The following is a 13,096-nucleotide window of genomic DNA, read 5'->3' on the forward strand; positions in this document are numbered from 1 at the left end:
CAGGTGCCAACTCGCGGCGCCGGTAAGGGGGTTAGCGTCCGCTCGTGAACCTCGCCCGATCTGCCCGGACGGCGCCGACCACGCGCCGCACCCTTCTCCGTGCCTCCGCCGCCACCGCGGCGGCCGGTGTACTCGCCGCCGGGTCCTCGCCCGTGGGCGCCACCACGCGAGCGCCCGCCGCACCCCTGGCGAGACCCACGACCCCCGGCGCGGCGCTGAAGGAACTCGCCGCCGGAAACCGCCGCTGGCGCACGCTGCGCCAGCGCCATCCCCACGAGGCCGTCGCGGTGCGCCGCGCGCTGGTGTCCGGCCAGTCGCCCTTCGCGCTGATACTCGGCTGCATCGACTCCCGCGTCCCGCCGGAGCTGGTCTTCGACCAGGGGCTCGGTGATCTCATGACCGTCCGCTCGGCCGGTGAGGTGCTGGACGAGGCGGTGCTCGGCAGCATCGCCTACGGCGTCCTCGAACTGGGCATCCCGCTGGTCGTGGTCCTGGGCCACCAGTCGTGCGGCGCGGTCGCCGCCGCCGTACACGCGGAGGAGACGGGGGAGCACCTGCCCGCGCACATCCAGTACGTCGCCGACCAGATCAGGCCCGCGATCGACCACGCCCACCATGGTGCCGCCCGGGTGGACGCCACGGTCAGCGCCCAGGTCCGGCTGGTCCGGAACCGGCTGGCGCGCGAGGCCGACCTCGCGGCGAAGGTGGCCGCCGGAAAGCTGGCGGTGGTGGGCGCGCGGTACGAACTGAACACCCAGCTGGTCCACCGCATCGACTGACGGCCGGTCGTCGGGCGAGCGGCTGCCGCTGCCCGGCTCGGCCGGGAGCGGACCCGCAGCCGCCCGGCGCGGCCAGGCCCGGGACCGGGCTGCCACCGTCCGGCACGGCCGGCACAGGACCTGGACACGGCCGGGCGGCACCGGACGGCCGGGCGAGCCGCCTCCGCCCGGCCCGGCTGGGCGGCGATGACCGCGCGCCCGGCCCGGGCCGCGTCCCGGTGGCCGCGCGCCCGTGGCCGGGCAGCGCCCGCACCGCCCGGCGTGGACACGGGGACGCGGCCATTAGAATCGGCCCCCTGATGACTGCCACCCTCGTCGCCAAGGACCTCGCCGCCGGACACGGTGACCGCACCCTCTTCGCCGGACTCGACCTCGTCGTCGCGCCCGGGGACGTGATCGGTCTCGTCGGAGTCAACGGCGCCGGAAAATCCTCCCTGCTCCGCCTGCTCGCCGGGCTCGACCGCCCCGAGGAGGGCGAGCTGCGGCTCTCCCCGCCCACCGCCACCGTCGGCCACCTCCCGCAGGAGCCCGAGCGGCGCGAGGGCGAGACCGTGGCCGCGTTCCTGGCCCGCCGCACCGGGGTCGCCGACGCCCAGCGCGCCATGGACGAGGCGACGGAGGGCCTGGTCTCCGGGGTACCCGGCGCGGACGACGCGTACTCCGAGACCCTGGAGCGGTGGCTCGCCCTCGGCGGCGCCGACCTGGAGGAGCGGGCCGCGCAGGTTGCCGCCGAGCTGGGGCTCACCGTCAGCCTGGAGCTGCCGATGACGGCTCTCTCCGGCGGCCAGGCGGCGCGCGCCGGACTCGCCTCCCTCCTTCTCTCCCGCTATGACGTCTTCCTGCTGGACGAGCCCACCAACGACCTGGACCTCGACGGCCTGGAGCGCCTGGAGCGCTTCGTCTCGGGGCTGCGCGCAGGCACCGTCGTCATCAGCCACGACCGCGAGTTCCTGATGCGCACGGTCACCAAGGTGCTCGAACTCGACCTCGCCCAGCAGCAGATCAACCTGTACGGCGGTGGGTACGGGGCCTATCTGGAGGAGCGTGAGACCGCCCGTCGGCACGCCCGCGAGGGGTACGAGGAGTACGCGGACAAGAAGGCCGCCCTCGAAGCGCGCGGCCATATGCAGCGCTCCTGGATGGACAAGGGCGTCAAGAACGCCCGCCGCAAGGCCACCGACGGCGACAAGCTCGGCCGCAACGCCCGCAGCGAGGCGAGCGAGAAGCAGGCGGCGAAGGCCCGGCAGACCCAGCGCATGATCGAGCGCCTCGATGTCGTCGAGGAGCCGCGCAAGGAGTGGGAGCTGCGGATGGAGATCGCCACCGCCCCGCGCTCCGGCTCGGTCGTGGCGACCCTCCGCGAGGCCCAAGTGGTGCGCGGTGACTTCTCGTTCGGCCCCGCCTCGCTCCAGATCGACTGGGCCGACCGGGTCGCCATCACCGGCGCCAACGGGGCGGGCAAGTCCACCCTGCTCGCCGCCCTGCTGGAGCGGCTCCCGCTCGACTCCGGCCACGCCGCGCTCGGTTCGGGCGTCGTGGTCGGCGAGGTCGACCAGGCCCGGAAGCTCTTCCTCGGCTCCCAGTCGCTGCTGGAGGCGTTCTGCGCCGCCGTGCCCGACGAGGAACCCGCCGAAGTCCGCACCCTGCTCGCCAAGTTCGGGCTCAAGGCCGACCATGTGATGCGCCCGGCCACCAGCCTCTCGCCGGGCGAACGCACCCGCGCCGCCCTCGCCCTGCTCCAGGGCCGGGGCGTCAACCTCCTGGTGCTCGACGAGCCGACGAACCATCTGGACCTGCCCGCCATCGAGCAGCTGGAAGCGGCCCTGGAGAGCTACACGGGCACCCTGCTGCTGGTCACCCACGACCGGCGGATGCTCGAAGCGGTCCGCACCACGCGCCGCATCGAAGTGGCGGACGGCCAGGTCAAGGAAGTCTGAGCACGGTTACGGGGACCGGGAGGGGCGGACCGTCCACACGGCCCGCCCCTCCCGAGAGCCCACCGGAGCTCAGCGACCCCGGCCGCCACCGCCCTGCTTCGGGTCGGACGTCAGCCCGGCCCGCCGCAGCGCATCGGCCATCGCGCTGTTCGCCGGAGCCGGAGCACCCTGACCCTGCCGGGAGCCACCGCCGCCACCGCCGCGCCGGTCCCGGCCGCCGCCCTGACGGCCCTGGCCGCCGCCGGACCCCTGACCGCCCTGCCCCTGCCGCTGCTTCGGCGGCCGGGCGCCCCGATCGCCGCGCCCCTGACCACCGCCGGAGCCGCCGCCCGCGCCCGGCTCGTCGTCCAGCCGCAGCGACAGCGAGATCCGCTTGCGCGGGATGTCCACGTCCATGACCTTGACCTTCACGATGTCCCCGGGCTTCACGACCTCGCGCGGGTCCTTCACGAACGTCTTCGACAGCGCCGACACATGCACCAGGCCGTCCTGGTGGACACCGATGTCGACAAACGCGCCGAACGCCGCCACATTCGTCACGACGCCCTCCAGCACCATGCCGGACTCCAGGTCGCCGAGCTTCTCGACGCCCTCCTTGAAGGTCGCCGTGCGGAAGGCGGGCCGGGGGTCGCGCCCCGGCTTCTCCAGCTCCTTCAGGATGTCCGTCACGGTCGGCAGACCGAACGTGTCGTCCACGAAGTCCGCCGCGCGCAGCGACCGCAGGGTGTCCGTGCTGCCGATCAGCGCGGCGACCTCGCCGCCCGTCGTCTTCGCCATCGCCCGCACCACGGGGTAAGCCTCCGGGTGCACGCTGGAACCGTCCAGCGGATCGTCGCCGCCCCGGATGCGGAGGAAGCCCGCGCACTGCTCGTACGCCTTCGGGCCGAGCCGGGCCACGTCCTTGAGCGCCTTGCGGGAGCGGAAGGGGCCGTTGGTGTCACGGTGCGCGACGATGTTCTCGGCGAGCCCGGAGCTGATCCCGGAGACCCGTGAAAGCAGCGGTGCGGAGGCGGTGTTGACGTCCACACCGACGCCGTTCACACAGTCCTCGACAACCGCGTCCAGCGAGCGCGAGAGCTTCACCTCGGACAGGTCGTGCTGGTACTGGCCGACGCCGATCGACTTCGGGTCGATCTTCACCAGCTCGGCCAGCGGGTCCTGGAGCCGCCGCGCGATCGAGACCGCGCCGCGCAACGACACGTCCATGTCGGGGAGTTCCTGCGAGGCGAAGGCCGAGGCGGAGTACACCGAGGCGCCCGCCTCCGAGACCATCACCTTGGTGAGCTTCAACTCCGGGTGCTTGTCGATCAGTTCACCGGCGAGCTTGTCCGTCTCGCGGGACGCCGTACCGTTGCCGATCGCGATCAGGTCGACCGCGTGCTCCTTCGCGAGGCGGGCGAGGGTCGCCAGCGCCTGGTCCCACTTGTTGGCGGGCACATGCGGGTGGATCACCTCGGTGGCCACCACCTTGCCGGTGGCGTCGACGACCGCGACCTTCACCCCCGTACGGAAACCGGGGTCCAGGCCCAGCGTGGCCCGCGTCCCGGCCGGGGCGGCGAGCAGCAGATCGCGCAGGTTCGACGCGAAGACCCGTACCGCCTCGTCCTCCGCCGCCGTGCGCAGCCGCAGCCGCAGGTCGATGCCCAGGTGCACCTGGATACGGGTCCGCCAGGCCCAACGCACCGTGTCACCCAGCCACTTGTCGGCCGGGCGGCCCCGGTCCGCGACGCCGAAGCGGCGGGCGATCATGTTCTCGTACGCGGACGGGCCCGGCTGCCCGGCGGCCTCGGGCTCCTCCGGCTCCAGGACCAGATCGAGCACGTTCTCCTTCTCGCCGCGCAGCATCGCGAGCACCCGGTGCGAGGGCAGCGCGGTGAACGGCTCCGCGAAGTCGAAGTAGTCGGCGAACTTGGCGCCCGCCTCCTCCTGCCCCTCGCGCACCTTCGCCGCCAGCCGCCCCCGGGTCCACATGCGCTCGCGCAGCTCACCCGTCAGGTCCGCGTCCTCGGAGAACCGCTCGGTGAGGATCGCCCGCGCGCCCTCCAGGGCCGCCGCCGCGTCCGCCACGCCCTTGTCGCCGTCCACGAACGCGGCAGCGGCGGCGAGCGGATCGACCGACGGGTCCCCGAGCAGGCCGTCCGCCAGCGGTTCGAGCCCCGCCTCCCGGGCGATCTGGGCCTTCGTCCGCCGCTTCGGCTTGAACGGCAGATAGATGTCCTCCAGGCGCGCCTTGGTCTCGGCACCCCGGATCGCGGCCTCCAGCGCGGCGTCGAGCTTGCCCTGTTCGCGTACGGACTCGAGGATCGACGTCCGCCGCTCCTCCAGCTCCCGCAGATACCGCAGCCGCTCCTCCAGCGTGCGCAGCTGCGCGTCGTCGAGCGATTCGGTCGCCTCCTTGCGGTAGCGCGCGATGAACGGCACGGTGGACCCGCCGTCGAGCAGCTCGACGGCCGCCCTGACCTGTCGCTCACGTACGCCGAGCTCCTCGGCGATCCTGCCTTCGATGGACGTCGTCACGGTTCTTCCCGACTCGCCTTCTCGTACTGGCTGTGCTGGCCGTGCTCGCGGTGCGGTGAGCACGTTCTTACCGGGGGTGGTGATCCCCTTCGCCTGCATTGTGCCGGGTGGCCGGGGCCGATGTCGCCCGGCCTCGGCGAACACGCCCGGAGCCCCCGGTGCGGCGCGCTGGGGGCTCCGGTGCGGCGGCGGGGGTCAGCGCCCGGTCGCCCAGGCCGGGAACGCGCCCGCCGAGGCCGCCGCGAACAGGAAGCCGCGCGCCAGCTCGGTGAGCCGCTCCACGCCGTCCGCGCCCAGGTGCTCGTACGGGGCCCGGTCCATCCGGTCCGTGGCCTCCTCCACCTCCGCGCGCAGCGCCGTCCCCGCACCGGTCAGCGCCAGTTCCTCGCCCGCCGCCAGCAGACCGCGCTCCCGCAGCCGCTCGGAGCCCGCCTCCCAGTCGGTGCGGCGCCAGCCCCGCGAGGAGAGGAGCCAGCGGATCGCCATGCCCTTGCCGGTGGCGGTGTGGCTGACGAGTGACTCCAGCGGGTCCAGACCGGCGGCGAGCAGCGCGGCGAGGTGCGCGTCGCCCCGGTGTTCGCGCAGCAGCGTCGCCGCGTGCCAGAACGCCAGGTGCGGTTCATCGGGCACCGGCAGTTCGGCGTGGGCGGCGTAGAGCGGCCGGGCGTGCGGGGTGCAGGCTTCGGTGGCGCGCAGCGCGAGCCGGGCCGCCTCCGCCATCTCCTCGGAGGCGACGGCCTCCTCGCCGAGCAGCCGCCGCAGTGTCGCGTCCGCCGCCCGCCACCGGGCTTCGAGCACCTGCTCGGGCGTGGCCACGGACCAGACGGCGGGCACGTGCCGCGCCACCAGGGCGGGGTTGAAGTTGTAGAACGTGGCGGTGACGGTGCCCGCCCCCACCGCCCCGAAGGCGGCGGCACGGGTGGCGAAGTAGACGGCGCTCGGGTCGTCGAGGCCGAGCTTGCCCATCTCGGCTCCCAGGTCGGGGGAGAAGAAGAGGCACGAGTGCAGCGGGTTGACGGCGTTGTGACAGCGGCGTTCCGCGCGGGCCGGGAGAGTACTCATACCCGCACGTTACCGACTGGTCGGTACGGCGAGAACCCCGGGGACCGGGACCGTGACCGGAACCGCGACAGACCCGGCGCCCGCGACCGGCCCGGTGACCGTGACTGTGACCGGAACCGCGACGGCCCCGGCGACCGCTACCGGTCCGGCGACCGCGACAGCCCCGGCGCCCGTGCCCGGCCCGGCGCGCACCGGAATGCGAAGCGCCCCGACGTCACCCGGTGGGCCCCGTGGTGTAGGTGAAGTCCGGTGTGCGCCGCTCCAGGAAGGCCGCGACCCCTTCCGCCGTGTCGCCGCTGGAGCGCGCCTGACCGGCCCAGTACGCGTCCCGGTCCCGCCTCCCCGCCGCGAACTCCTTCGCCGCCGCCTGCGTCAGCTGCGAGCGCGAGGCCAGGACCGCCGCGTACGCCGCCACCCGCCCGTCCAGGCCGCCACCGTCCGGCAGCACCTCGTCCACCAGGCCGGTGCGCAGGGCCCTCTCCGTACCGATCAGCTCACCGGAGAAGAGCAGGTGCTTCGCCGTGCCCGGACCGACCAGGGCCACCAGCCGCCGGGTGGAGGAGGACGGGTAGACGATGCCGAGCTTGGCCGGGGTGACGCCGAAGAGGGCGCCCTCCTGTGCGAACCGCAGATCGCAGGCGGCCGCGAGCTGGCTGCCGCCGCCCACGCAGTAGCCGCGCACCGCCGCGAGCGTCGGCCGGGGGAAGGCGGCGAGCGCCTCCTCGGCCGCCACCGCCAGGTCCTGGGCGTCCTCCGCGCCCTCCCGCAGCGTGGAGATGTCGGCCCCGGCGCAGAAGGTGTCCCCGGCGCCCGTCAGCACCAGCACCTGGACGGCCGGGTCGGCGGCCAGCCGTTCCAGCAGCTCCGGCAGGCTCCGCCACATCGCGGCGGTCATCGCGTTGCGCTTGGCGGGGTGGCTGATCGTGACGGTGGCGACTCCGGCGTCGACGGAGGTGAGGAGCTGGGGTTCCGTACGGTCCATGCGCCGGATGCTATCCGTACGGTTCGAACCTATGATCAAGAAGGGGTCGCGAAGCGGACACGCACCGTAAGGAGCTGTCGATGAACGGACCCATCGCCGAGGGCGGAAAGCATGGAGCCGGAAAGCACGGAGGCGGAAAGCGCGGCCCCGGAGCCGAGGGCCGGAAGCTCAGCCGCAGTTTCGGCTGGCTCGCCCTGCTGGGCACCCTGCTGGTGATCGCGGGCGTCATCGGCCTGATCTACACCGGCGTCGCCACCCTCACCTCGATGCTGCTCTTCGGCTGGCTGCTGCTGATCGGCGGCCTCGTCGGGCTGGCGCACGCGATCGAGTCGCGCGGCACCAACTACTTCTGGCTGGGCGTCGTGGTCGCCGCCCTGAACCTCGCCGCCGGTGTGGTGGTGATCCGACACCCGGAGGGCACCGCCGAGGCGCTGACCATGTTCGCCGCGCTGCTCTTCCTGACCGGCGGGGTGTTCCGGCTGGTCGGCAGCGTCGTCGTACGCGGCCCGCAGATGGGGTGGACGCTGCTGCAAGGGGCCTTCGGGCTGCTGCTGGGCCTGCTGGTGCTGTTCGACTGGCCGCACAGCAGCCTGTACGTTCTCGGGGTCTTCTTCTCGCTGGCCCTGCTCTTCGACGGCCTCGGGCTCATCGCCATCGGGATCGGCGGCCGGCGGATCGTCAGCCTGGTTTCGGATCGGCTCGATGTACCTGGCCCGACTACGGACAGTCCGCCCAAGGCCCCGGGAAACGGACAGAAATAGTCCACTGCCCGGCATCACTGCGCACCTTCGGTCAAATAGCGCCGATACACAGCTATTTCCGATCAGTGGCACGGTATGGACCAAGCCATTCCCAACACTCTTTACTCGACGGTCAGTGCAGTGCGAGTGAGAGCTGGTGCCGGACGATGGAGAGCCTCGGGAGCCCCCCTGCCGATCCCGTTTCGTACGAGGGGGTGTGGCGTTTCACCGCCCCCGCCGTCGATGTGTCGGTGCCCCGGGCCCGGCACGCCGTGCGCGACCTCCTGGGCCGCCAGGGCGTGCCGATCGAGGAGGACATCCTCCAGGGGCTGCTGCTGATCGTCTCGGAGCTGGTCACCAACGCGGTCAAACATGCGGCGCTGCTCTCGCCGGAGCTGGCGGTCGAGGTGGCCATCGGCGCCGACTGGGTCAGGGTGTCGGTCGAGGACAGCCACCCCTACCGGCCCACCGCGCTGGAGACGGACTACGCGCAGACCGGCGGTCGCGGGCTGCTGCTGGTCAAGGAGGTCACCGCCGAGGCGGGCGGGAGCTGCGACGTGGAGCACACCGCGAGTGGCGGCAAGATCATCTGGGCGGCGCTGCCGTTGAAGACGCAGCTCTGACCGCCCCGTACCGGGTGCCGCCGCCGGTCACCAGCCCGCGGACGGCCCCGTCAGCTCACGGATCGCCGGACGCGCCGCGTCCAGCACCGTCATGAACCACGCCGAGAACGGCGCCTGCGCATGACGCCGGGCGAGCTCCGCCGCCGTCACGAAGGCCGTCTCGCCGACCTCCTCGGGATCGGGCTTCAGCTCCTCCTGCGCCATCCCCACGAACAGGTGGTTGAACTCCTGCTCCACCAGGCCCGAGGCCGGGTCCGGGTGGTTGTAGCGGACCGTGCCCGCCTCCGCGAGCAGCGAGGGCGCGATCCCCAGCTCCTCGTACGTACGCCGGGCGGCCGCCGCGAAGGGGGCCTCGCCCGGGTAGGGGTGCCCGCAGCAGGTGTTCGACCAGACACCGGGGGAGTGGTACTTGCCCAGCGCCCTGCGCTGGAGCAGCAGCCGGCCCTGCTCGTCGAAGAGGAAGACGGAGAACGCGCGGTGCAGCTGCCCGGGGGCCTGGTGGGCCGCCAGCTTCTCCGCGGTGCCGATGGTGGTGCCGTTCTCGTCGACCAGTTCGAGCATGATCGCTTCTGCGGTGCCGTTCGACGAGCTGTGCGTCGCGGTGGCTGGTGTGGTCGGCATACCCATCCTTCGCTTTGGTCCCCGGCCTCGTGCGCCGGACCCCTGGAGTCCGGTCAAGTCTGCCGTACAAAAGCCGCTTGTCCGTACTTCAGGTCCGGGCATGTCCGTCCCGCCGCGCCCGGCGAGCGCGGCGGGACGGACGGGCCGTCAGACCCCGAAGGCCGCCGGATAGCGGATCATGCCCGCCGGAACCGGGACGGAACCGTCCAGCACCAGCGCCATCATCGCCTCGTCCGGCACCGCGAAACCGGGCCGGATTCCGTAACGGGACGCCGGTACGCAACCGAAGCGCGTGTAGTACGCGGGATCGCCGAGCACCACCACCAGCGCCTCTCCGCGCACCCGGGCCGCATCGAGCGCCGCCCGCACCACGGCCTGCCCGGCCCCCTGCCGCTGGTATGCGGGCGAGGTGGCCACCGGGGCCAGCGCGAGCGCCGGGGCGTCCCCGATCCGGCACCGGGTCAGCAGCGCGTACGCCGCCACGGACCCGTCCGGCGCCTCGGCGACGTACGACAGCTCCGGCAGCCAGGCGTCCGCGTCGGCCCGCAGGGCGTCCACGAGCCCGGCCTCGTCCGGGGTCGGGAACGCGGCCGTGTTGACCGCGCGCACGGCCTCCCGGTCCGCCGCCGTCTCCGGCCGGGTGGTCCAGCGGGGGTCGGCCGGGCGCAGCACGTACGCGGCGTAGCCGTACTCCGCGCCGTACGCACGCCGTACCGCCAGCTCCTCACGGGTGGCCGCGAGCGCCCACTCCATGCCGGGAGCCGCCGGATCGGCGCTCTCCACCCGCTCGGCGAGCGGGACGTAGTACGCGTCCCAGTCGCTGTCGGGCTGGAGCAGCACGGCCGGGACCGTGCAGCCCGCGGCGACGGCCGCCGCGGTGGTCTCGGGCAGGGTGCGCAGGGAGCCGTTGCGGTCCCAGAACGCGCGCGCCCCGGCCGAGGGGGTGTCGGTGGTCCAGACGCACTCGGAGACCACCATCGCGCCGCCCGGGGCGAGCAGCCGCTGCCAGTCCCGTACGGCGGTGGCGAAGCCGATGCAGTACGCCGAGCCCTCGGCCCAGATCAGGTCGAAGGAGCCGGGCGGGAACGCGGGGCCGGTGAGGTCGCCCATGTCCGCGCGGACCGTACGGATGCGGTCGCCGAGGCCGCGGGCGTCGGCCGCCTCGCGCAGCTCGTCCAGGAACGGCTGGTGCAGGTCGACCGCGGTCACCTCGGCGCCCGCCTCGGCGGCGAGCAGCAGGGCGGCCCGGCCGGGACCGCAGCCCAGGTCGAGGACGCGCGGACGGTCGGGAAGCGGACCGGCCAGAGCGAGCAGCCGACGCGTGGTGGCGTCGGAGCCGGGGCTCTGCCGGGGGAGACGGTGGTGCAGGGTGAAGAACGCCTCGGTGTGCGAGGCGTCGTCGGTGTGGTCGGTCAACGTGGGAACCCTTGAGGTGTGAGGGCCCCGACTCGATCCGGAAAGAGAAGAGGGCGGACCTAGCCGGAAACCCGGGAGTTGAAGGAAGAACGATTGCTGCGCCGGGAAGGCGTCGTCGCGACCGTCATCAACCTCAGCTCCTCTCGAAAGGGTCCCGGTGCTCCCGGGAGTCGTCCACCGCGAGACTCGAACGTCTCGGCGAACATACTTTAACACCGCCGCCGGGCCCGGCTCCGTGGCGGAGGGGCGGGCCCGGCGGCGGGGAACACGGCCTCAGCGGCCTCAGTGGCAGTACGCCTCGTGCGCCGCGTGACCGATCGGCTCCAGCTGGAAGGTGCAGTGCTCCACGTCGAAGTGGTCCCCGAGGCAGCCCTGAAGTTCGTGCAGCACCTTCTCGTGCCCTATCGAGTCGAGCATCTCCTGGCGCACCACCACATGCGCGGAGAGCACCGGCATCCCCGAGGTGATCGTCCAGGCGTGCAGGTCGTGGACGTCCAGAACGCCGGGCAGGGCCGTGATGTGGGCCCGTACCTCCGCCATGTCCACCCCCTTGGGCGCCGCCTCCAGGAGCACGTTCAGGGTCTCCCGCAGCAGCTTGACGGTCCGGGGGACGATCATCAGACCGATCACCAGGGAGGCGATCGGGTCGGCTGCCTGCCAGCCGGTCGCCATGATGATGCCCGCCGAGACGATCACGGCGACCGAACCCAGGGTGTCGGCCAGCACCTCCAGATAGGCGCCCCGCACGTTCAGGCTCTCCTTCTGCCCACGCGTCAGCAGAGAGAGGGAGACGATATTGGCCACCAGACCGACGGCGGCGAACGCGATGGCGAGCCCGCCCTTGGTCTCGGCCGGGGTGATGAACCGGTCGACCGCCTCGAAGACCAGATAGCCGCCGACCCCCAGCAGCAGCAGGCAGTTGGCGAGCGCCGCCAGGATCTCGGCGCGGGCGAAGCCGAAGGTGCGGTTCGGCCCGGCCGGACGGTTGGCGAAGTGGATGGCCAGGAGCGCCATCCCGAGCCCCAGGGCGTCGGTGGCCATATGGGCGGCGTCGGCGATCAGGGCCAGCGAGTTGGACAGCACCCCGCCGACGATCTCCATGACCATCACGCTCAGCGTGATCCCCAGGGCGACGCGCAGTCTGCCCCGGTACGCGGCGGCCGCCGTTCCGGTCGGAGGCGGACCGCCGTGCGTGTGCCCGTGATCGTGCCCAGCCCCCATGCGAAACGCCTCCAGGTCCGTTCGACGGCGCCGGGCGGAACCGCCCGACGCCGACCAGTGAACTACGGGTGGGGGGTATGGGGCAACACGGGACTGAACACCGTTGTCATCTGCTCTGACCTGCGGAAACGTTCCGCAGGTCAGAGCGGTGGGGTGATCATTTACGGGTGTCGGGGAGCGCCTCCGGATGACGCAGGCACCACCCCTCCCAGGCCGACTCCACCATCGAGCGGACGTCCCGGCGGGCCGCCCACTCCAGCTCCCGTACCATCCGCGCGTCCGACGCCACCGCCCGCGCCGCGTCCCCCGCACGGCGCGGTTCCACGACCGGCTCCACCGCGTGCCCGGACACCTCCAGGATCACGTCGATCAGCTCCCGTACCGAGACGCCCTCGCCCCGGCCGACGTTCAGCGTCAGATCGCCGCCCCCGCCGACGGCCAGCTTCCGGGCGGCGGCGAGGTGGGCCTCGGCCAGATCCGCCACATGGATGTAGTCGCGGATACAGGTGCCGTCGGGTGTCGGGTAGTCGGCGCCGAAGATCCGGGGGGCCTCGCCGCGCGTCAGCCGGTCGAAGACCATCGGGACGATGTTGAAGACCCCGGTGTCCGCGAGCTCGGGCGCGGCCGCGCCCGCCACGTTGAAGTACCGCAGACAGGCGGTGGAGATCCCGTGCGCCTTCCCCGTCGCCCGCACCAGCCACTCACCCGCGAGCTTGGTCTCGCCGTACGGGTTGATCGGCAGGCAGGGCGTCTCCTCGGTGATGAGATCCACATCCGGTACGCCGTAGACGGCCGCCGACGACGAGAAGAGGAAGCGCGGCACACCCGCCGCGACCACGGCCTCCAGCAGCACGGCCAGCCCGGCGATGTTCTCCCGGTAGTACAGCAGCGGCTGCTCCACCGACTCGCCCACCTGCTTCTTCGCCGCGAGATGCACCACACCGCTCACCGCGTGCCCCGCGAGCACCCGGTCCAGCAGCGCCCGGTCCGAGACCGAGCCCTCCACCAGCGTGACGGCGTCCGGCAGCCGGTCCACGACACCCGTCGAGCGGTCGTCGAGCACCACGACCCGCTCTCCCGCCGCGACCATGGCATGCGCCACGTGTGCCCCGATGTAACCCGCCCCGCCTGTGATCAACCATGTCATGAAGGCCACCCTAAGCGTCCTCCTCCGCGAGGCCCGGCGGGCGGTTTGTGG

At 72.8% G+C, this 13,096-nt stretch carries 11 protein-coding genes; 4 read left to right on the forward strand and 7 right to left on the reverse strand.

The features are described from left to right. Positions 1–44: 44 nt before the first annotated feature. Positions 45–779, forward strand: coding sequence for a carbonic anhydrase (locus B7C62_32600; GenBank protein ARF76501.1), 735 nt, complete (start codon positions 45–47; stop codon positions 777–779). Positions 780–1,078: 299 nt separating this feature from the next. Then, positions 1,079–2,716, forward strand: coding sequence for a heme ABC transporter ATP-binding protein (locus B7C62_32605; GenBank protein ARF76502.1), 1,638 nt, complete (start codon positions 1,079–1,081; stop codon positions 2,714–2,716). 69 nt (positions 2,717–2,785) lie between these two features. Here the strand turns inward: B7C62_32605 and B7C62_32610 are convergent, their stop codons facing one another. The 3 genes from B7C62_32610 to B7C62_32620 all read right to left on the reverse strand — a co-directional run bounded on the left by B7C62_32610 (position 2,786) and on the right by B7C62_32620 (position 7,277). After that, complete coding sequence (locus tag B7C62_32610) at positions 2,786–5,233, reverse strand: RNA-binding transcriptional accessory protein (protein ID ARF76503.1); 2,448 nt, start codon at positions 5,231–5,233, stop codon at positions 2,786–2,788. A 195-nt stretch (positions 5,234–5,428) separates the two neighbouring features. Then, entirely contained in the window at positions 5,429–6,295 is an 867-nt protein-coding gene (locus B7C62_32615; protein ARF76504.1) for a hypothetical protein, read from the reverse strand. Positions 6,296–6,509: 214 nt separating this feature from the next. Then, the gene (locus B7C62_32620; GenBank protein ID ARF76505.1) at positions 6,510–7,277 is read right to left on the reverse strand and encodes an enoyl-CoA hydratase; all 768 of its coding nucleotides are present in this window, start codon (positions 7,275–7,277) and stop codon (positions 6,510–6,512) included. A gap of 92 nt (positions 7,278–7,369) precedes the next feature. On the opposite strand from B7C62_32620, the gene B7C62_32625 reads away from it, so the two are divergent. Together B7C62_32625 and B7C62_32630 are read left to right on the forward strand one after the other, a co-directional pair. Beyond that, entirely contained in the window at positions 7,370–8,038 is a 669-nt protein-coding gene (locus tag B7C62_32625; GenBank protein ID ARF77476.1) for an HDED protein, read from the forward strand. Positions 8,039–8,184: 146 nt separating this feature from the next. Next, positions 8,185–8,640: an ATP-binding protein gene (locus tag B7C62_32630; GenBank protein ARF76506.1), complete on the forward strand. Its 456-nt coding sequence runs from the start codon at positions 8,185–8,187 to the stop codon at positions 8,638–8,640. Between the two features lie 27 nt (positions 8,641–8,667). Here B7C62_32630 and B7C62_32635 read toward each other — a convergent pair whose 3' ends face one another. From B7C62_32635 to B7C62_32650, 4 genes are all read right to left on the reverse strand, one after another. After that, on the reverse strand, positions 8,668–9,261 hold the full coding sequence (locus tag B7C62_32635) for an isopentenyl-diphosphate delta-isomerase (GenBank protein ARF76507.1): 594 nt from the start codon (positions 9,259–9,261) through the stop codon (positions 8,668–8,670). 147 nt (positions 9,262–9,408) lie between these two features. After that, positions 9,409–10,677: a transferase gene (locus B7C62_32640; GenBank protein ID ARF76508.1), complete on the reverse strand. Its 1,269-nt coding sequence runs from the start codon at positions 10,675–10,677 to the stop codon at positions 9,409–9,411. Positions 10,678–10,959: 282 nt separating this feature from the next. Then, positions 10,960–11,898: a cation transporter gene (locus B7C62_32645; protein ID ARF76509.1), complete on the reverse strand. Its 939-nt coding sequence runs from the start codon at positions 11,896–11,898 to the stop codon at positions 10,960–10,962. A gap of 157 nt (positions 11,899–12,055) precedes the next feature. After that, positions 12,056–13,045, reverse strand: a complete 990-nt coding sequence (locus B7C62_32650) for a UDP-glucose 4-epimerase GalE (protein ARF77477.1) — start codon at positions 13,043–13,045, stop codon at positions 12,056–12,058. Between the last annotated feature and the right edge of the window lie 51 nt (positions 13,046–13,096).

It is taken from the genome of Kitasatospora albolonga (assembly GCA_002082585.1).
In the GTDB taxonomy this organism is placed as follows: Bacteria; Actinomycetota; Actinomycetes; order Streptomycetales; family Streptomycetaceae; genus Streptomyces; species Streptomyces stephensoniae.